A 22,805-nucleotide genomic window follows, 5' to 3' on the forward strand; every position below is an offset into this window, starting at 1 on the left:
ACATATTGAACACAGTTGTGTAAATTGAAATATAGTTGTATATTTAATGATATATGTTATAAATGTAAATATTAAAATTATGCAAAGTAAATAAATGGGGATTTTGTAACTTTTTAGTTGTTTGAAAATTAAAACTTTTTATTGAGAGGGGAAGAGGCTTTGCTAATTAGCGAAACTAATCTATCTGTTAGATCAAAGAATGCATTAAAAAAAGCTGGGTATAAAAGAATAGATGAATTAAAAAAGCTGACTAGAGATGATTTGATTAATCTATCAAATATAGGTGAAAAATCAAGAGAAGAAATAGCTGATTTTTTAAAATTACCATTAGTGACTAATACATCTAAATTATCTATTCGCTCTCAAAATGCTTTAGCTACTGCAGGATATTATTCTATTGAAGAAATAAAAACTCTAACTGAAAGAGAATTAAGAAATATAAGAAATTTGGGAGAAAAGTCAATAAAGGAAATATTAAATTTAAAAAAGCAAAAAAATTATATAAATAAATCATATGAGCTAAAAGTATTAAATTACTATAAAATTAAAAATGAAAGCATTGAAATGCTTAAGCTAGATAATGAGTTCAATATAATATTAAAAAATAATAATGTTCAAACCATAGAAGTTTTATTAGAACTAAAAAAAAGTGATCTTAAGAAATTCAGGGGTGTAAATGAAAATCAAGTGCTTGGATTGAAAGCTATCATAAATGATATAAGAGATGAATTGAATCTGAATTATCAAGGCGTGGTTGAAATCCCTTTTTTAAATCCACAACTTCAAGTTAAAGAGGCTATCATTAATACTTTGCCTTTTAAAGATGTAGAGTTTTATTTTAGAAATGGTTTAAAATTAAAAAAATCAATCGAGATTACATGTAATGAAGCAAAAGATAGTGATATTAAAAAAATTAAAAAATTAGAAATCAATAAGATAGATAATTTAATTAAAATAACACCTAGTAATATTGAACAATTAAATGGTATGAATGAAAAAAGTACTGAGCGTATTTTAAAGTTATTATTAAGTAAATTGGTAATAACTTATAAAAATGAAATTGTGCTAGAAGAGTTACCTTATAATTTTTTCAGGAACCATTATTATAGTTTTTGGTTAAATATCGAAGTTGATACCTTGAATTCTTTGGCATGTAAAGTTGATAGTATAATTAAAAATTATGTAAATGTTAATTATCATAGTTTTAAAGAATTATCTTATTTTATTTCTCATAATGCTGAAATAATTAAAGACATTGAAAGTTTAGTGTTAAACAAAGAGGAAGCAAATGAGCTTGTATATAGTTATTTAAAAAATCATTCTTATAAAATGAATTACAAATACTTAGAAGAAAAGTTTGGAAAAGTAAATAATAAAATAAATTTTTCTGATAATGTCAACAACTTAATAGATGAGGGGCTAGTTATTTTAGAAGATGAAAAAATATTAACCTTAAAAAAGCCTGTCTTATATTACGCTAAGCGTTTAAAATCAGAAAAACAATATGAAGCATTAAAATATAGGTTGAAAAATTATACATTACAAGAAATAGGGGACAGAATAGGACTAACACGTGAAAGGGCAAGACAATTAATAAAGCAGTCATTAAACAACTTACCAAGAAATGTAAGAGAAATCAAAAATGCCTATTGGTTTGAAAATTACAAATTAAATCAATCGATATATAACTATCTTTTCGAAGATGATGCTTATAATTATCTGGTACTTGTGTATTCAGAAGGCGAAGAAAATTGGTCTGCTATTATAAATGATGAAATGGCAGATGAAGAGTTAAAAAGAAAAGTATTTGATAAAAGCCAAAAAGATATGGTTGTCTTAGATGAAGTGGCAATTACTAAAAACAAAACTTCCATAATTAGATATTTAATTCAAACTTTTTGTGAAGAAGTTACTTCATATCAAGAAATAGAAGAGTTATATTCATTATTTTTAGAAGAGCATATAAGTAATCAAGAGAATTTGGAGTTAAATGATAGATATCTAGAAACGCGTATTAGTGGTCAAGATATTGTCGTAGAAAGGCCAGGTAAAAAATTTAGATTCTATGATTATGAGGAATACGATTGGGCATTGTTTTATAAAGAGTTAGGCCTCTTAGAATGGCGAGATATGGACTTGTCTACGGAAATAATTTTTAACGCAAAGAAAAGTTTAATGGAAGATTATAATATACTAAATAAGTATGAGTTACATAATATTATGAAACGTACACAAAATCAATGGGATGGTATAAATATAAAATTCAGTCGCACTCCGCATCTTGTAATAGGAGATGGAGATAGAGAAGCACAAGTAAAGAACTTGTTGTTTGAAAATTCACCAATCAAAAAAGACGATTTAGCAGAATTATATTGTCAAACATATGGAGTAAATAAAGCATCTATTATGGCTAATTATTTTGATACTATTAAAGAATATCAAATAGGCGACACATATGTTGCTAAAGATATTGAGATTAATGAATCTATATTAGATAAATTAATAGAAGTTGTAGACGATAAGAATTTAGTATTTCTTGAAGATATACAAAAAATAATTAACATGGAGACAAGCACGGTGACTCTGTATTTAAATCAATTAGGTTTTAAAAAATACGCTAATTATTATATTACTGATAATTATAAAAATACAACCGAACTATTTGAAAATGAGTTATTTAATAAATATGAAATCATAGATACAGAAAAAATAGATTCAAGAATTTTGGGATTAAGTTCATTTACTAATCTTATGTATAAGAAAATTTATTCAATGGATATAGTCGAGTTTGATAAAAATAAATTCATTACTATCAATAAACTAAACGAGATAGGATTGTCCAAAGCGATTTTTAATCAATTTCGGAAAGAAACAATTTTATTATTAAAAGATAATCGATTTTGGTCTTTAACAAATATCCTAGAAGTTGTAGATAAACAAAGAATTGATGAATTTGGATTCAATGATATATTTTTTAGTTCATTGTTAAGAGGCGCCAACAATCTATACAGCCAGAGAATAAGTAATAATTATTTATTTAAATTCAATGAACCAGTTAGTTTGAATACTTTTTTATTCTATTTAATTAATAGTAAAAAGATAATAGATGTATATAACTTGATATCTGAAATAAAGTTAGTATATGAATTAAATGTTGAAAAATACAAAATTATAGAAGCAACAAAAAAATTAGGTATGTACTACGATGAGATAATGGAAAAAATATATTTTGACATAGATTATTATTATGAGGAGTTTTTATAAATGATAAATAAAGCAAATATTAACAAAACAGAAGAAACTAAAAAACTTACTATTGATGGATTAACAGAAATACATCCAGTTTATAAAATTAGAATAAGTGAATTATATTATAATGACCAAAACGATAGAATTGCGACGTGGATTAGTAAATATAAAGCTGATAATAACGTAAGCTCCATTGATAATTCTGAAACTGAATCTTACAATGATATTATTGCTGAATTTATTAAGAAGAGTGATGAAAATGCATTTAAGAAAACGATGAATAATATTAAGGCTATTGGCCAACAAGAACCAATAATTATACTTAATGATGGTCGTGTAATTGACGGCAATAGAAGATTCACTTGTATACGTGAGCTTGCAAATCATGATGAAAAATTCAATTATATTGAAGGAGTTTTAATCGATAAAGATATCGAAGAAAGTAAGAAAGAAATTAAACTTTTAGAATTATATTTACAACACGGTCGTGAAGAAAGAGTAGGATATAATCCAATAGATAGACTTGTTGGCATATATAATGACATTATTGAAAATGAACTAATTACTATAAAGGAATATGCTAGAAATACAGAACAAACTGAGACAGAAGTTAAAAAATTAGTTAGTCGGGCAGTGTTAATGGTAGAATTTTTGGAGTTTATAAACATGCCTAAACATTTTTATATTGCGAGAGAACTTGATTTAGATGGGCCACTTAGTGAGATTAACATGGTGCTAAATAAAGTAAAAGATGAAGAACAAAAAGAAGACCTAAAAAATGTAATTTTTAACTTTATAATGGTAAAACCCGGTGGAGATATGACAAGATATATTCGTAATATTAAGCAATTGATCAATACACGACAATTTGAACCATTTTTAGAGGAGCAATTGAATCACGCTGAAAAAGTCCAAGAAAAGATTGAAGAAGAAGATAAAGTTGTTGACTTAAAATTTTTAAATGAGGAAATTCGTGGGGACATAGAATTAGTTGAAGAAATAAGTGAAAGCTATGATAAGTATCAAGAGAGAATTAAAAAAAGTGAGACCAAAAGTGCACCTAAAAAACAATTGGAAAAAGCAATTGAAGCAATTCAAAATATTGATAAAATGATATTAATCTCATTAAACGATGAAAAAATAGAAGAGTTTACTGAATCATTAGGGCAACTTGAAGAAGAAATTAAACTCATCAAAAATGAGGTTGGTAAGTATGATTAAGGTTGAAATGAGTAATAGTCATCTAATTTTAGCAGGTGAATCCGATGAAATTACCCAATTTATTAAAACTCCGAAGTACAAAATGAGGATTAAAAAGCATGTTGAAAATATTTTGAATAATAAAATTGAATTCAAAGATACGGTATATTATGGGGACTTAAAGACTATTGTAAGTTCAATTTCACAAATATGTAAGCAAAAGAATATTGAAATAGAAATTTCTACTAATATTAATGAATATATAGAAGATATACAAACTTATATAAACTTAAAATATTCTATAGGCAACGATATTAAAAAAAGGGACAAAAGGTACCTAGAAGAGTATGAAATATTCAAAGAAATTGTCAATGGTTCAATGGAGCGTCAATTAAGAGAGAAACAAATGTTAGATGCATTTTATATGACGATGATGCAAAAAGCAGGTAATTTTTCTGTTCCTGGGTCTGGAAAGACTTCAACGGTTTATGGTATGTTTGCTTATTTAAAAAAAGTTCGTAATGTAAATAAAATTATTATGGTTGGTCCGTTAAATTCATTTGGTTCATGGATAGATGAATTTGAATCTTGCTTTGGTACAAGAGAAGTACTCAATTACCTTAATATAAAAGAAATGTCAGATTCTAATGAAAAACGTAAGAAAATAAAGTATGACAGTGGTGGAAAAAATTTAATACTTTTAAATTACGAAGCTTTAGAAAGTATTCAGGAAGAAATTAAAAGTATTATTGATGAGAATACAATGGTGGTTTTTGATGAAGTACATAGAATTAAAAATCCAGAAGGAAAGAGAGCATATTTCGCATTAAATATTATAGAAAACGCTAAATATGTAGTGACATTAACAGGAACGCCTATACCAAATGGATATCAAGATATTTATAATTTATTAAATTTACTATACCCGTATGATTACAAACACTTCTTCAAATTTGACTTATCAATGCTGAAAAAACCTAATGATGAAGAGATAGAAATGATTAATGATAGAATTAGACCTTTTTTCACCCGTACAACAAAGCATCAACTTAATGTTCCAAAAGTTAACGAAGATAAATTTATAAAGGTTAAGGCTAGTGATGAAGAAAGAGAATTATTTAAATTATTATTTAGTACTTATAACAAAAACCAACTTGCTCTTTTCGCAAAAATATCACAAATGGAAAGTGTTCCAGACATGCTATTGCAAACTACTGACCTTAAAGATTTTAGTAGTATGTTTGACTTTTACGAAAATAACATTGATTTAGTTGATAGCATAGATAATAGTGAAGAGATTAAAAGATTAGCTAATCAAATTGAAATTTCCAGTAAAGTAAAAGCATTATTAAAATTAGTAGATTCTATAAATAATGAAGGTAAGACAATGATAGTTTGGTGTATTTTCATTAAAAGTATGACTACAATTAAAAGGTACCTAGATAAAATGGGTATTAATGCAGCAATTATTTCTGGTGATGTAGATCAGCAAAGTAGAAATAAAATTATAAACGACTTTAAAAATAAAGAAATTGAGGTATTGATAACAAATCCTCATACGCTTGCAGAATCTGTATCGCTTCACCAAACGTGTCATGATGCTATTTATTTTGAATATAGTTTTAATTTAGTTCATTTATTACAATCTAAAGATAGAATTCATCGTTTAGGTCTGAGAGAAAACGATTATACACAATATTATTATCTTCAACAACATTATGAGTTTGATCAAGGGGATTATTCATTAGGAGAAAAGGTTTATGAACGATTATCTGAAAAGGAACAACTTATGTTAGAAGCAATTGATAATGATAAATTAGAAATATTACCTACAGATGATGAAGATTTAGACTTCTTTTTCAAAAATGTATTCCATTAGATAAGAAAAAGCACATTATATTAAAGATACTTATTAAAATATGGTCTAAATACACTTAACGAATTTTTGTTAAGTGTATTTTATTAAAAGATATATTCTGCCTTAACAAGCTAAAAAACAGTTTATAAATTTAGTGATTATAAGAAAATTGATAAAGTGTACGGTCATTAAAAAGCAATAATATATAGATGATTTTGTAATTTGAAAATAGGATGACACGAAAATAGATAAACGGGGGATACTAAATGAATAAAGCAATTGATAGAACATGGGTTGATTTTTATAAGGAACTTGCTGAAAGATTGCTTGATTTTCGTGAAAAGCGTAATGAATTAATAATAAAAATTCGAAAAGTATATGAGTTAGCAGGAATAAAATTGCCGACTCTAGAAAAAGATAATAAATTGACAGATATTGATCCATTTACCATATTTGGTTTGTTTAATAAAAGTTCACTGAAAGAATCTAACAAAATAAAGATTTTAGATGCTGTATCAAGAGTATTTAATGTTGAATCAAAAGTGCCATCTAGTTTTGAGAGTATACCAACAATTAATAATATGGGAGCAACTTATTATGACTTTGAAGGTTATCGTAATGAAAATGATATAGATGATTTATGGACATTATTTTCAGTTGCATTGACATATGCTAATGAAAAAACATTTGAATATAAAAATCAGTTTATTAAATACTTTGATTTAGTAATGTCAAAAAGAGGTATCGGTAATAGTAAATTGACAAGTGGATTGTATTGGATTTCTCCAGAAACATATGCAAATCTTGATTCTTGTTCAAAACGGTATATAATTGAATCCGAAAAAGTACCATTTGAAATTACTAATTTAATGGATATGAGGAATGAAAAGATAACAGCAGAAGAATATTTAACTATTATTTATAATTTAAAAACTTATCTTTCAAGTACAAAAACATCAATGTCTGACTTTATTGATTTTAGCTATGAAGCTTGGTGTTATTCTGAACAGGTGAACAAGAAAAAAACTGAAGAAATAGAGACAACGGATGCAGATAAAGATGTTGAGACAGTAAATTATTGGACATTTTCTCCAGGACCTGATGCTAAATATTGGGGTTTTTTCTATGATAATAGTTTGTTATCTATTGGGCTAAATGAATTAGGAGATTTCTCAACATATACTGAAAAAAAGCAAATAAAACAAAAGTTACAAGAAATAAAGGGAAGTAATAATAATTATAACAATAGTACAAATGCTATATGGCAGTTTACTAATGAAATGAAAATAGGCGATATTGTATATGTTAAAAAAGGTCAGTCTAAATTAATTGGATGGGGTATAGTTTCTTCTCGACATAATTATAATATCAATCTTGAATTTTCAAATTCAAGACAAATCGATTGGAAACAGAAAGGTGAATGGATAACACCTATTAAACCATCAAATAAAATATTAACTAAAATTACTCCTTATAGTGAGTCTGTTCGAAAACTAAATATGTTATTTGAAACTGAAAAGTTTGATACTGTAATTAATTCAGATATTAGCTTCCCTAAATATAATAGTAATCAATTTTTAAAAGAAGTATTTATGAATGAGGAAAATTACCATAGGTTAGTACAGTTAATAAAAATTAAAAAAAATGTAATTTTGCAAGGTCCTCCTGGTGTTGGAAAAACATTTGCAGCAAAACGTTTAGCATATTCTATAATAGGAGAAAAAGCTAAAAGCCGCGTTAAAATGATACAGTTCCATCAAAGTTATTCATATGAAGATTTTATTATGGGGTTTAGACCAACAGAAACTGGCTTTAAGCTTCATAAAGGAACTTTTTATAATTTTTGTAAACAAGCAGAAGAAGATAGTGAAAACGAATACTTCTTTATTATTGATGAGATTAATCGTGGGAATTTAAGTAAAATATTTGGGGAACTATTTATGTTAATTGAGAATGACAAGCGTGGCATAGAATTAGAATTATTATATGCGGATGAAAAATTCTCTGTACCAAAAAATGTTTATATTATTGGAATGATGAATACAGCTGACCGTAGTCTAGCTATTCTTGATTATGCTTTGCGAAGACGTTTTGCTTTTTATGATATGGACACTAGTTTTAATACAATTGGATTTAGAGAGTATCAAGAAAATTTGCAGAGTCCGAAATTTGATGAATTGATTAGATGTGTACAAAATTTAAATAAAGAAATTAAAAATGATGAAATGCTTGGTGAAGGCTTTGTTATTGGTCATAGCTACTTTTGTAACCTACAAGAAATAACAGATTCTATTCTAACTAATATTGTAGAATTTGAAATTATCCCATTGATAAAAGAATATTGGTTTGATGAAGAGGCTAAAGTCGATATATGGTCAGAAATGTTAAGGAGTAGTATTAAATGATAGCAATTAAAAATATATACTATATGCTATCTTACGCATTTACAGTCCTGAACAAAAAAGGTTATCGAAAATTAGAAGCGGAAGACTTTGAAAATGCAGCTGATTTGTATGCAGCCATTCTAATTAAAGGTTTATCAAGTCAAATTAATAGAGGCTTACAACATGAATATATTGAACAAAAAGAAGCATTAACTATGATTCGTGGAAAAATTGATGTTACTGATTCGATTAAAAATTTAGATATAATTAATAAAAAACTACATTGTTCATATGATGATTTTATGGTAAACACATACATGAATCAGGTAATCAAAACAACACTGACTCGTTTACTTAAAGCAGATATTTCAATAGAAAGAAAAAAGAAAATAAAAAAAATCTTATTATTTTTTGATCAAGTAGATTTATTAGATAATAGAAAAATTAATTGGAATATACGATTTACCCGTAATAATCAGTTATATAAAATGCTAATCTCAGTTTGCTATTTAATTAATGAAGGATTGATTCAAACAAACAGTGATGGAAGTAAACAATTTATGGATTTTATAGATGAGCAACGAATGTCGCGTTTATATGAAAAATTCATATTTGAATATTTTAAAAGAGAATTTCCACAACTATCGGTTACAGCCGCTAATATACCATGGTCGGTGGACGATGGTATAACATCAATGTTACCTAATATGAAAAGTGATGTTATACTTTCTTATAACAATGATTATTTAATTATCGATGCAAAATATTATGCTAAAACACTACAAAATTATTATGATGTACATAAAATTCATTCTGGTAATTTATATCAGATATTTACTTATGTCAAAAATCAAGATATGAATTTAAGAGAATTTTCATCAAAAGTTTCAGGCATGTTATTATACGCAAAAACAGATGAAAAATTAGTTCCAGATAATACTTTCCAAATGAGTGGTAATCAAATAAGGGTCACGACTTTAAATCTTAATTGTGATTTTGCGGAAATTTCAAAACAATTAAACCAAATAGTGTTTGATTTCTTCGGAATTTAATATAGAAAAGTAGCAGAATTTAAATAGAATTAAATAATTGTATGGTGGTGTAGGTATTATGACTGAATATAAAACAAAGCAACAAGTTCATAATAGAGCTAAGGAAGCAGTTGGGAAAACACTAATGGAACTCAATGATGGCATACCAATTTCTGGGACGAAAAGTTCTGCAGGGGATGCTTTTGAGACATGGTTTGGTAAACAAAAAGATAGTGATAGTAGACCAGATATGGAAGAAGCTGGGGTTGAATTAAAAGCAACACCTATAAAAAAATTAAAAAATGGACAATATAGTTCAAAGGAAAGATTAGTATTAAATATCATAAATTATGACAAAGTTGTAAAAGAAAATTTTGAAGAAAGTAGTTTTTTAAATAAAAATGGCACGATTGAACTAGCTTTTTATGAACATGATAAAGAACTTAAACAGGATGAATGGCTTATAAAAGAAGCAATTTTATATGAAATGAAGCATAATCCTGTGGATTATGAGGTTATTAAGCAAGATTGGGAAATAATACATGAATACATACAAAATGGCAAGGCGCATGAATTAAGTGAAGGTTTAACAAATTATTTGTCACCATGTACAAAAGGTGCGTCTTCAAAATCTGTAAGGACACAGCCTTTTTCTGATATAAAAGCAAAACAACGAGCATTTTCATTTAAATCAGGTTATATGACTTCATTACTGAGAAAGTATGTATTAGGTGATGAGCAAATAGATTCTATCATTAAAGACAAATTTGAAATAAAAGCAAAATCAATAGAAGATATCGTAATAGAAAAGTTTCAACCTTACATTGGTTGGACTATTGATGAATTGTGTGAACATTTTAATATTAAAAAAGGTGCGTATAATTTAAACTATAGACTAGCATCTGCCATTTTAAATTTGAAAGGGAAAATAACTAAAAACAATCCTTTTCCCGAGGTGGAAGAGTTTGAAAAGTCTTCAATAGTTGTGAAAACTGTTAAATTTGATGAAAATAATCGTAACAAAGAAAGTATGTCATTTGGAGCTTTTAAATTTGAAGAATTAGCTAATGAACAATGGATTGATGAAGATGGATTACCAAGTGCACAGTGGCATAATTTTTTATTAGAAAGCAGATTCTTATTTTTCGTAGTAAAGACTGAAAATGAAATGGATGTTTTTAAAGGCATTAAGTTCTTTAGTATGCCAGAAGAAGATATTGAAGGACCTATTAAAAAAATGTGGTTAGATACAGTAGATAAAATTAAAACAGGTGTTACTCTAGAAGCTGTTCCGGATAAAGGGACAAAAGATGGTTGGAGAATTAATAATAATTTTATAAGTAAGTCTGATAAATTAATATGTCATGTAAGACCACATGAACAAAAGAGAGATTACCGTAAAAATGGGCTATGTGCAGACAAATTACCGCATCCAGCTAAATGGATTAATAAACCAGAAAGTGATGATTATTCAAATGAATGGATGACTAAGCAGAGTTTTTGGATTAATAATGATTATATTAAAAAGCAAGTTGAAGAATTACTTTAGCCAATGTATGTTATAATTTAAAATATTTAATTATGATATAAAGTAGAACGATCGTTCGCTTTTGTGGTATAATGGTTAATAAGTAATTTTAGGAGGTCGCCTAATGGATGATATTAAAGTAGTAGAGCTATTTGCTGGAGTTGGCGGGTTTCGTTTAGGTTTAGAACAAACAAAAAATAGAATTTTTGATGTCACTTGGGCAAATCAGTGGGAGCCTTCACGTAAAGTGCAACATGCTTTTGACTGTTATAATAAGCGGTTTGACACTGGAGAACATGTGAATAGAGATATAGGAGAAATATCAGATAAAGAGATGGCTGAAACCAATGCTGATATGATTGTTGGAGGTTTTCCATGTCAAGACTATTCTGTTGCTCGAACCTTAAACGGTGAACTTGGAATTCAAGGAAAGAAAGGTGTATTATTTTGGCAAATTATACGATTTGTTCAGAATACTTATCCTAAATATTTATTGTTAGAGAATGTAGATCGCTTACTTAAATCACCATCAAATCAAAGAGGCAGAGACTTTGCGGTCATGTTATCAACTCTAAGTGAGTTAGGATATGTGGTTGAATGGAGAGTAATAAATGCTGCTGATTACGGCAATGCACAAAGACGAAGAAGAGTATTTATTTTTGGGTATAAGTATGATTTAGATTACAGTAATGAGATGAGTAAAGAAAATCTTGAAGATATCATTTATAAAAATGGAATGTTTGCGCAAGCGTTTCCTATTGAAAATGAGCCTAATAAAAACAGAGTAGCAGAAACAACACTTTTAAATGATATTGTTGAAGTTTCGGATAATTTTAAATTTCAATTTTATAATAGTGGTATTATGAGAGATGGCAAAGTTTTGACTATTGATACCATACCGAAATATGAAAAGTCATTAACATTAAACGATATTATAGAAGATGATGTTGATGAAAGTTATTCATTAAATTCTGATCAAATTGATAAATTCAAGTATTTACGTGGACCTAAGAAGATTAAGCGTACTACCAAAGAAGGTCATGAATACTATTTTTCAGAAGGCGGAATGTCAGATACTGATGCGCTCGATTTACCCGCTAGAACAATGTTAACAAGTGAAGCTTCAGTAAATAGAAGCACACACTTTTTGAATATTAATAACACTTATCGTACATTAACACCAATTGAAGCGGAAAGATTAAACGGTTTTCCTGATAATTGGACAGACACAATGCCAGATAGAATGAGATTTTTTTGTATGGGCAATGCCTTAGTTGTTCCTATTATAACTAGAATAGGTAATCAGATAGAAAAAATTGAACAGATGACTAGAGATTCTTTTAGTCAGTTAAAACTGTTTTAAAGTAATAATACAATGATTTTAATACTATTCAGTAGCGATTAATACGCTACTGAATTTTTTAATTAACTGTCACGTAGATATAATAAAGCTACTTATTATATAATCACTAAAAAATTTTGTGATTTATGATAATTTCAATAATATTAGTAAAAATCAATTTTCGAAATTTTTTGAAAATCCATTAATTTTATTATTTTGTTTGTTAAAATAGTGTTAAGTCAAAAATTTTAAATAATCAAGGTGGGTTATGATGGGAGATTTGGTAAAGGATACATTGTCAGCATGGTTGTTAATAGAATCTTTAAGTCCTGGAAAAGTGCGTTATACATCTGAAGATACATTGTTGGCTGATCATTTTAAAAATGAATGCAAGCAAAAGCAACTTCAAAGTTTTAATAAATACTTTGATATATGGAAGGACCATCGTTTTATCATTTCAGATGAAAAGAAAGTAAAAGGTGAAAGAATTTTTAAGTTTTATAGACATTGTTTTCGTTATAATGAAATTAATCTGAAAATTCAAGATATTTTTGATAGTCATTCAGAAATTCATAATCCTAATCTAGCAAATTGCTATGGATATACTTTCAATATTGATGAAAATGGGAAAGTTAAAAGCGATTCGATACATATTCCAATGATTATGAGCGCATTAAAAGAAATCGAAAAAGATAGAAATGCAAATATTGAAGAACAATTTAATGATTCAGTTGAAAAATTTTTACAGAAAGTTAATGAAATTTTAGCAGATGAACCTATTAACGAACAAAAATTGGAAAAAATGGATAAAGCCTACGATAAGTATTTTTCAGTATTAAATTTAAAAAAAGATGGCTTGTTTCCACATTATGTAGCTATAGAATTTGTGAAAAAGAATGAGTTACCTCAACCAGAATTCAATAGTTTCTTTATAAGTGATATTGAAATGGCAAAGAAAAGTCCGAACCAAACATTAGTAGACTATATAGAAGGATTAGAGGAGGGTCAACGAACAGAAGTTGACGAGAATAAAGAACTTATCGAACAATTTCTACATCCGTCACAACTACCTGATGGACGTTGGCCTTCCAAGACGGAATTTAGACTATCCCTAATGCAACAAGTTGCTGTAAATCAGATAACGAGTAGTGATAAAAAAATTAGTTCAGTCAATGGCCCACCTGGTACGGGTAAGACAACGTTATTAAAAGATGTATTTGCACATTTTGTAGTTGAAAGAGGAAAAGAATTAGCTAAGCTTGATAATCCTAAAAATGCATTTAAAAAATTAAAGCTACATGAAACTGATGAAAAGGATGTATATCTTTTAAAAGATGCTATTTCACAATATAAGATGGTCGTTGCTTCTAGTAATAATGGAGCAGTTGAAAATATTTCTAAAGACTTACCAAAATTAGAAGAGATTATTAGAAAACCTGAAAACAGTAAATTTCCTGAATATGAAAGAGCCTATGCAGTGTTAGCGCAAGAGTTGGACGATTTTGCTGAAATAGCTGAAGGTTTAATCGGTGAAAAAGCATGGGGAATGTTTTCGGGTGTATTGGGTAACAGTAAAAATATTAATGAAGTTCTAAATCATCTCCTAAAACAAGAGAAAGACACGATTGGTTTTGCTAAATTGCTACAAAATGAGAATAATAATTTTAGTACTCAAGAATTAAAGAAAGAATGGAAAACACAGCAACAATTATTTTCAGATGAACTCAAAAATGTAGAAAAATTGAAAAGGGAATCTATTAAAGCATTCGAAGTTTATAAAGGTTATGAAAAATCTATAAATAAAGAAAATTCACTTAAAATTGAAGAACAATCAGTAAAAAATAATATAAAAAAAATAGAAATTGAAATAGAGAAAGACAAAAAAAAATTAGTTGATTTAGATAAGCAAATCAATCATTATGATAAACAATTAGATGTTATCAATGACTTAATACAGTCAATAAAAGATAGTAACAAAGGTTTAGTCAATAAATTAAAAGCTATGTTTAGCACAGAAGAAGATGAACAATTTCAGAAATATAATCTAGAAAGACAACAGCTATTAGCACAGAAGTTGAACTTAGAGAAAGTCAAAAAGGCTAAACAAGATGATATTACTAACAATACTAATAAACAAGAACTATTAAAAAACACGTCATTAAAAATTCAAAATGAATTAGAAAATGTTGAGTTTAAAGTGCAGGAATTCGAAGCATTTCGTAAAGAATCAAATATTACAATTCCTTGCAAAGACTTTTGGAGTAACGCTAATTATGATGAGCGACAAATTTCTAATTTATGGACGAGTGATGAGTTGCAGTATAGACGAGCAATGTTATTTTTAAGAGCAATGATATTACATAAACTATTATTAATTGCTAATAATACATCAGTTTATTATGCCATCAAAGATTTTAAAGACAGACGCAAATTGTTAGATACAAAGCCTGAACTAGTATATAACGCATGGAATGTGATACATCTGATATTTCCAATTGTAAGTACGACATTTGCGAGCTTTAAATCTATGTATAAAGGTATACCTAAAGACTTTATCGATTATTTATTCATAGACGAAGCGGGACAAGCTGTTCCTCAAGCAGCTGTAGGTGCTTTATATCGTTCTAAAAAAGTAATAGCAGTAGGTGACCCTATTCAAATAGAGCCTGTTGTTACATTAGAAAGCCATTTAATAGATAACATCCGTAAAAATTATAATATTTCAGAACGCTTACTATCAAAAGGAGCATCCGTCCAATCTGTTGCAGACCATGCTAATTATTATGGATTCTGGAAAAAGGACTCTACAGGAGAAAGGCAAAAAACTTGGATAGGTATTCCGCTTTGGGTACATAGACGTTGTTTAAAACCTATGTTCACAGTAGCTAATCAAATTGCCTATAATAATAAAATGGTACTACCTAATGATATTAAACAAATAGGGAAGATAGGATGGCATAATGTAAGTGGGACTTCAGTTCAAAAACAATATGTGAAGGAACACGGTGAAAAAGTATTTGAGTTACTCGTTAATGATTGGAATGAAGCGTTAAAAGCTAATCAGATAGAACCGAGCTCTTTTGTAATATCTCCATTTTCAGCAGTACAACAACAAATTAAGCGTATAGTGAAATCACAATTACCAAATAAAATTAATGTTGAACGTGATAAGATCAATAGTTGGGTTAATAAATCTATAGGGACAGTTCATACTTTCCAAGGAAAAGAAGCACATAAAGTATACTTTGTAGTAGGTACAGACAACACTCAAGATGGTGCTGTGAATTGGTCGTGTGAGAAACCAAACTTATTAAATGTAGCAGTTACAAGGGCTAAAAAAGAATTCTATGTTATAGGTGACCTTCGAAGAATACAGACGAAGCCATTTTATGAAATTATATTTAAAGAAAAAAACGTTGATTAATAACATAATTTAGAACTGTAAAATTTTGTGATATTTAAGCAAACAAATAATATAATTGGAGGAATATTATAATGTTGAAAAAGTTAGAATCCCCTGATTCTGAAGAAATAGATAATATTTCAAATATTTGGTTGAACTCTAATTTAGATACACATTATTTTGTGAATCGTGATTATTGGATTGCTAACCTTGAAAAAGTAAAAAAGATGTTTCCAGATTCAACAATTTACGTGTATTATGCTAATAATCAAATTGTAGGATTCGCTGGATTATATGCGAACTATATTGCAGGTATTTTTATTAAAGATAGTTACCGTAATAAAGGTATAGGAAGATTGTTTTTGCAAAGATTAAAAAGTGATTATAATGTGCTTAAGTTACACGTATATGAGAAAAATGAAAGAGCTATTCGTTTTAACTCAAAGCACCAATTTGAAATAATATCTAAAGAGTTTGAAAAAGAAACTCAAGAACATGAATATCTTATGGAATGGAATAATAACCGAAATCCACACAATTAACGATAATTATATTAAATAAAGAAACAGATTATATGCACTTTCAAGATTAATACCTTGAAAGTGTTTTTTATATCTACTGTAAAAATTTGTGATTCTAGTTGATTTTATAAGACGTAAATTATTAATAGATAAGATGTATGATTTTTCAAACTCACTTTAGGGACAGAAAATATTGAGAAACCTAAATTATTCACTTGCGATAAACTAATGATGTAACCAAACAGATGAGAATACACAATGCTTATAACACCGAATCAAGTTTAAAGTGACTATATCAGTGATATGTACATAATAACGCTTATGACAAAGGGGTGGAAAATAATGGCAGCAGAAACACATAAAGGTTGTGTTAAGTGTGGACATACAGAAGTTGAAGAAGGAACACTTTCAGCGACAGGTTCAGGTTTTTCTAAAATATTTGACTTGCAACATAATAATTTTACAACAATAACATGTAAAAATTGTGGCTATACAGAATTTTATAAAGTGGATAAAAATAGAACAACAGATATTGTCGATTTGTTTTTTGGAGGATAGAAATTATAAAAATATGACGGTGCATAAAATACTGTTTTACGATAACTGTATAAATACAGATGGAATTTTATCGTATTTTAAAACTAGTCAACATTATGAGGTGGACTACGAACTCTTTTTAATTAGATTGCTAGTTCACTTTTTTAATTTAACATTTACTTCTAGTTAATTTGAACTTAATACTATTTTGTTACGTTCGTGGTAATCAATATGAATTGGTAACTTAAAAAATAGATAGGAGTGGCGTTATTTTATGAAAAAAAGCACCTCGAGTATCATATTTACGATGTCTGCGGCAGGAATTTTTGTAGGGACACAAGATGCTAGTGCATCGGAAGTAGGGGATCAACAGAAAAAAACAGAAGAAATCAATGAAACGAATCAAAACGATGATACAATCACACAAACTTCAGATAAAGCGTTAGAAACAGAATCACTTGCTAATAAAGTAGCTAACATTGAGGGTAATGATCAGGAAGATGCAGCAAATGATACAAAGGCACAGTCAAAAGCAAATAATAATCAAAATTTAAGTGAAGATAATTTAACTTCATCTAAAAATGCCGATGAGGAAGTAGACCAAAATACACAAATTACATATAAGCAACAAGATGAAAGTAATAAACAAATACAACCATCTGATAATCAACAACAAAAAGAATCATATACAGCAGCGAAAGAACAACCAAAGTTACCAAGTCAATCGACGTCCAATCAGTATAACCCAGGAAATAATCAACAGTGGGAAAATGAAGCGGATAAAACTGATGATGCTACTTTAGAGCAACAGTACAAAGAGGAACAATTAGATAAAGGAACAACAGAAGATAATCATAAGTCGAACAAATCGTTAACATCAGATGAAACAGCTACAACAAAAAATACAAATCAGCAAAATCATCCACCTCAACAAAATAACAATGAGCTTACTAATCAGGGATCAAATAATAAAAAAACAACTGCAAAACAAACACAATCAAATGACCATCGTTATGCGATCATGACGATTGGTAAAGATAACACAGAAAAGAATTTAACTTGGTACCATGAATCAGACGAGCAAGGTTATGTGGAAATTGCAAAAGCAAACGAGCAGGGTGATTTTTCTAATGCAAGACGTCTTGAAGGGGAAACACATAAGGGTAGCAACACTAAACGTTTGTTAAATAAAGATATACCAAAAATGAATTATACTCATGCAACGCTGCCTCATTTAGAAGAAAATACAACTTACATGTATCGCTTTTTTAATGGTGTTAATGGAGAAAAATCACCGATACGTCGTTTTGATACGAATAATAATGGAGAAACGAATTTTATCGCAGTCGCTGATCCACAACTAGGTGCTTCGGGAGATTTAGTGGAGGATAATGCAGGATGGCAAAATACTGTGAATCAAATGGCACAGTTAAATAAAAATCCAGATTTCTTAATGAGCTTGGGAGATCAAGTCAATTTGCCTTGGGATGAAAAGGCATATAGTGGTTTTATAGAAGCCAAAGGGATGGAAAATTTCACAGTTGTACCTACTTTAGGTAATCATGATCGTGCCAATAAAGCTTATTCTGAACATTTTAATATTCCTAATTTGCAAAATGGTGGTAAAAACCTTGCGAGTTCTGATTTTTATTTTACGCACAATGATACACTTTTTGTCAGCTTGAACTCTGAAAGTTTAGATTATAAAGGGCACGAAGAGACGATGAAGCGTGCGATTGCAGATACTAAAGATCAAAATCCCAAGTGGATTGTCGCACTCACTCACAGAAATCCATATTCAGCAGGTAAACATTCTGATAAGTTAGCAACAAAAATAAGACGTGATAAATTTGCGCCGTTGATGAAAAAGTACAATGTTGATTTAGTATTAGGTGGACACGACCATTCTTATAGTCGTTCACATGTTATGAATGGTAAAGATGCTCAAGTAAAATGGGATGAAAATGGCGCAGCACCACAAACATACTCGAACCCAAACGGTACAATTTATGTAACATTAAACTCTGCTAGTGGTAGCAAATTCTATGAATTAGATGGAAAAAAAGATTATGCAGTTAAATCAATACAGGATAACCAACCTGCTTATACGAAAGTGAATATCACGAAGGATTATATTGAAGTATTAACATACCATGTACCACAAGGTAATGAAAAACTTGGTGACCCGATTGATCGTGTCCGCATTAATAAAGATGATAATTAAACATGTTTTCAGTTATGATATGACAAGTGATCATTTTATCAAAATATAGAGCGGTAAGTCATCGGGTTGTGTGACGTCACTATACGCTACCGTGTATATTAAGTGTGTATTGAAATTTTTATGTTGAGCTTTACCGTGTGATATATCGCAAGTATTCATTTTTACTTACACTGCAATTTTAGAGAAATACGATATTTAACAACCACATGAATGAAGAATAGTCAGAGTTGCAGAAACTAATAATATAGTAGACCTGCAACTCTATTTTTATTTAAATCCTTACCTGTTTCAGTATTAAACACAAAATAAAGACGAAGTGCTGATAAACACTTCGTCGATAGCATAATAATAATTAAATTTGTCTTTTGTAGTTATTGTAATTTTGACTCTAATTGATGTACAAGATGGGTGAGCATAGCATTAATAGGCGTAGGTATGTTGAATGTTTTTCCATAAGCAGCTATTTGCCCATTAAGGTAATCTATTTCTGTTAAACGTCCGTTTGTATAATCTTGATGCATTGATGGATAATGAAGGCCTTGAGCTTCTTTTGGATAAGCTGCTTCAACTTTTTTTAATAGTGCATGACTATCTAAATGAATACTTTTTGCTTTGGCAACTGCGACAATTTCTTCAATGATAGGCATAACCATTTCAGCTGAATCCGGATGATTACCAAATTCATAAATCGTTTTGTTTAATATCGTACATAAAGGATTTAAAACACTATTTAATGTAGCTTTAGACCATATTGCTTCGAATACATTATTACTAATTTGAGCATTCAAATTTGCATCATTAAGAATTTGAAGTATAGCATGCGTATGGTCATCGGTCTCACCATCTGCGCTTTGTAAATATATAGATCCTTCACCCTCTAATAATAGTTGTCCTGGTCCACGTAGACCTGCAGTCCACATCGTTACTGCTAGATAAATTTGAGATAAAGGGACGATTTGTGATAATCGTTCTTCATGACCTAAACCATTCATCATACTCATTATAGCTGTATTTTGATGGATGCAACCAGCTTCTTGTAATTGCTGTAACATTGCTTCCGAGTGCATAGCCTTAGTCAAGATAATGATAAGGTCAAACTCAGTTGAAACATCTTTGGTTAAAACTGCTGGGATGTTGACTGAATAGTTATCCGTTTCTGTTTTAATGTTCATACCATCTGTATTAATACATTTGACGTGTGCTTCCCAATTATCTATAAGTGTAACATTATAGCCAGCTTCTTTTATGGATATACCTATTCGTCCGCCCATCGCACCAGCTCCCGCTATGCCTATCTTATACATCGAATCACGCTCCTTCGTTATTTTCAGTTTGAAAAATATTAAAATACAATTTAACTATATCATTTACATATATCGACAACAATATTGTGCAATTTATAACTATTTGAATGTTTATGTGAGGGTTGTAAAGAGGTAATTGAATCGTTAATAACTTTTAAAATTTAAATATATGAATGTTTACGTGAAAATTAAGAGAAGATAAAAACCCCCAAACAGTGGCTATTCATTGTTAAGCATCTTCAATCAAAATACTATATATACTTGCATTTAAAAAAATATGATGTATGATGAAAGTGAATAATTACACTATGCATTTAACGTATGTCAAATCGTAGGAGTGATAACTTCAAACGACTGTTAAATGATTGTCATGATATAGCGACTTTTCATTATTATTTGGTTCAAACATCGTAAATAGAAGTATGAGCGTGGTTGTCAATCACAATCATTTGATAGGAATTTGAGAAATCGTTACTAATTTAGGGATTGTTCCACTTGAATGAAGTTTAAATAACTAAAGCCAAGCGGTATTCAATACTAAAGGAGTGATTGATTATGCGTAAAGTAACTAAATTATTATCGACGACGGCCGTTGTATCAACACTTGTAGTAGGATCCTCAGTAACGTATTTTTCGACGATAACTAATGACGTACAAGCAGCGGAACAAGTTCAAAAATGGGGTAGTGGTGAAGGTGGTTCAAGTGGTGGAGAAAGTATGAATAGTCAAAACGTTTCAAAATTACAATCACAAACACCATGGTATAAGTATGAAGGCTATACGACATACGACCCAACATTTACGTTAGATTATAATTTCGTTAGAGCTATGAAATATGACAATGTAACTATCAATGGATATAAAGTAGATCCTAAAGCGTATAAAGATCATGCTTATAGTAAAACAATTTATGATACAACGATAGATTTTAACGATAAAGACGAAGTTATCCAAATGAGCTTTAAAACGAAACCCAAATCTGTAACTAAATCAGAATTTATAAAAGCACATGAATCTAACATGGATAAAGACGATGATGCTTCAGAATTAAAAGATGAGACAATGATTCCGTTTTATACAAATAATGGTGGTTCATATAAGGGATTCTTTGATGAAGATGGTTATTTAACTAAAATAATTATTGGGCAATAATTCAATGTCGTATTTTACAAAATCATTGTTATCAGTTATAGAACGCATTGATTATTGATAAAAATTCAGAAAATATGAAGTTGGCTATATATCATGCGCGTGTAGTTAACACAAAGCGTATGGAAGCCTGATATTTCAACCCCTCAAGAGCAGGAGAAAATCAGATTTAAACCTGATTCTCTTCTGCTTTTACAGTTTTTTAGAAAATGCGTGTTAAGCATTGCTAATATAATATTTAAGTTTTTTGGCTATTTCAATAAACTTAGCACTGTTTATCCAGTTTCTTCATAAATATAATTTAATATAAAAAGATGCCACCTTTCTAACAGTTACCAAAATTGAATAATACGATTACGTTGACATTAACAATAGGTGTAACTATAATGGTTACACGAGGTGGTTGGTATGAAAATAAGCAGTCGTTTTACGGTAGCTGTTCATATATTAGCTTTAATTAAGATTGAAAAAGAATATACTTTAACATCGACTCAAATCGCAGATAGTGTGAATACGAATCCCGTGGTTATTCGAAGATTGATGGGAAGACTTAAAGAAGCTGGTTTTATTGATGTATCTCGAGGCAATTCAGGTGCTAAGCTTTTGAAATCTTTGGATGAAATTACATTATTTGATGTCTATAAAGCTGTGGAAGTGGTTGAAAAAGGACATTTATTCCAAATACATGAAGATACGAATATCAATTGTACAGTTGGTGCCAATATTCAAAGTGTGTTGGAAGTTATTTTAGAAAGTGCGCAAGACGCAATGGAAGCGGTATTAAAAGGTGTCACATTAGACAGTATCGTCAATAAAATACTCGTAAATAACGGATAAATCTATCCGTATGACCAACTTGTAACTGTAACTATTACAATTACAACCGTAATTGAAAAGCATTTAATAAATTATTTTAAAGCAACCTAAACGATTATCACAAACCTTATTAAATTGAAAGGAGGGCTGGTTGTTCACTGAAAATAAGTATTTATTCTGTGTGTGTCTATTTTGTTTTATAGGTAAAGATCAACATAAAAAGTAATCTAAGAAACTGGTGCAGATGTATCTATAGAAG

Annotated in this window: 14 protein-coding genes; 13 read left to right on the plus strand and 1 reads right to left on the minus strand. The window is 29.1% G+C overall.

Translation table 11 applies throughout. The annotated features are described in order from the left end of the window. The first annotated feature begins 159 nt into the window (after positions 1-159). The 11 genes from KA814_RS09515 to KA814_RS09565 all read left to right on the plus strand — a co-directional run bounded on the left by KA814_RS09515 (position 160) and on the right by KA814_RS09565 (position 19,277). Positions 160-3,264, plus strand: a complete 3,105-nt coding sequence (locus KA814_RS09515; RefSeq protein ID WP_064209792.1) for a DNA-directed RNA polymerase subunit alpha C-terminal domain-containing protein — start codon at positions 160-162, stop codon at positions 3,262-3,264. Continuing rightward, positions 3,265-4,470, plus strand: a complete 1,206-nt coding sequence (locus KA814_RS09520) for a ParB N-terminal domain-containing protein (protein ID WP_064209791.1) — start codon at positions 3,265-3,267, stop codon at positions 4,468-4,470. Beyond that, entirely contained in the window at positions 4,463-6,328 is a 1,866-nt protein-coding gene (locus KA814_RS09525) for a DEAD/DEAH box helicase (RefSeq protein WP_064209790.1), read from the plus strand. The genes KA814_RS09520 and KA814_RS09525 overlap by 8 nt, the downstream gene beginning before the upstream one ends. 245 nt (positions 6,329-6,573) lie before the next feature. Next, complete coding sequence (locus tag KA814_RS09530; protein WP_064209789.1) at positions 6,574-8,712, plus strand: AAA family ATPase; 2,139 nt, start codon at positions 6,574-6,576, stop codon at positions 8,710-8,712. After that, positions 8,709-9,743 carry a 5-methylcytosine-specific restriction endonuclease system specificity protein McrC gene (gene mcrC / locus KA814_RS09535; RefSeq protein ID WP_064209788.1) on the plus strand — a complete coding sequence of 345 codons (1,035 nt, stop codon included), beginning with the start codon at positions 8,709-8,711 and terminating at the stop codon, positions 9,741-9,743. The genes KA814_RS09530 and mcrC overlap by 4 nt, the downstream gene beginning before the upstream one ends. Positions 9,744-9,801: 58 nt before the next feature. Further along, a complete protein-coding gene (locus tag KA814_RS09540; protein ID WP_064209787.1) occupies positions 9,802-11,271 on the plus strand; it encodes a Sau3AI family type II restriction endonuclease in 1,470 nt (489 codons plus the stop codon). A 103-nt stretch (positions 11,272-11,374) separates the two neighbouring features. Continuing rightward, positions 11,375-12,613 carry a DNA (cytosine-5-)-methyltransferase gene (gene dcm, locus KA814_RS09545; protein ID WP_064209786.1) on the plus strand — a complete coding sequence of 413 codons (1,239 nt, stop codon included), beginning with the start codon at positions 11,375-11,377 and terminating at the stop codon, positions 12,611-12,613. A gap of 250 nt (positions 12,614-12,863) precedes the next feature. Next, positions 12,864-16,016 carry a DEAD/DEAH box helicase gene (locus tag KA814_RS09550; RefSeq protein ID WP_064209785.1) on the plus strand — a complete coding sequence of 1,051 codons (3,153 nt, stop codon included), beginning with the start codon at positions 12,864-12,866 and terminating at the stop codon, positions 16,014-16,016. A 71-nt stretch (positions 16,017-16,087) separates the two neighbouring features. Next, positions 16,088-16,537 (plus strand): GNAT family N-acetyltransferase, encoded by a 450-nt coding sequence (locus KA814_RS09555; RefSeq protein WP_210122732.1) that lies wholly within the window; start codon positions 16,088-16,090, stop codon positions 16,535-16,537. 321 nt (positions 16,538-16,858) lie between these two features. Further along, positions 16,859-17,074: a zinc ribbon domain-containing protein gene (locus tag KA814_RS09560; protein ID WP_064209783.1), complete on the plus strand. Its 216-nt coding sequence runs from the start codon at positions 16,859-16,861 to the stop codon at positions 17,072-17,074. Between the two features lie 253 nt (positions 17,075-17,327). Further along, complete coding sequence (locus KA814_RS09565; RefSeq protein WP_191905104.1) at positions 17,328-19,277, plus strand: metallophosphoesterase; 1,950 nt, start codon at positions 17,328-17,330, stop codon at positions 19,275-19,277. A 371-nt stretch (positions 19,278-19,648) separates the two neighbouring features. On the opposite strand, the gene KA814_RS09570 is transcribed toward KA814_RS09565, so the two are convergent. Then, positions 19,649-20,581, minus strand: a complete 933-nt coding sequence (locus KA814_RS09570; RefSeq protein WP_064209781.1) for a ketopantoate reductase family protein — start codon at positions 20,579-20,581, stop codon at positions 19,649-19,651. Between the two features lie 555 nt (positions 20,582-21,136). Between KA814_RS09570 and isaB the strand changes: the two genes are divergently transcribed. Both isaB and KA814_RS09580 read left to right on the plus strand, forming a co-directional pair. Further along, a complete protein-coding gene (gene isaB / locus KA814_RS09575) occupies positions 21,137-21,733 on the plus strand; it encodes an immunodominant staphylococcal antigen IsaB family protein (protein WP_064209780.1) in 597 nt (198 codons plus the stop codon). Between the two features lie 405 nt (positions 21,734-22,138). After that, entirely contained in the window at positions 22,139-22,567 is a 429-nt protein-coding gene (locus tag KA814_RS09580) for an Rrf2 family transcriptional regulator (RefSeq protein ID WP_064209779.1), read from the plus strand. Positions 22,568-22,805: the final 238 nt, after the last annotated feature.

The sequence above is a fragment of the Staphylococcus sp. GDY8P196P genome (assembly GCF_017891705.1).
GTDB classification, from domain to species: Bacteria; Bacillota; Bacilli; order Staphylococcales; family Staphylococcaceae; genus Staphylococcus; species Staphylococcus ureilyticus.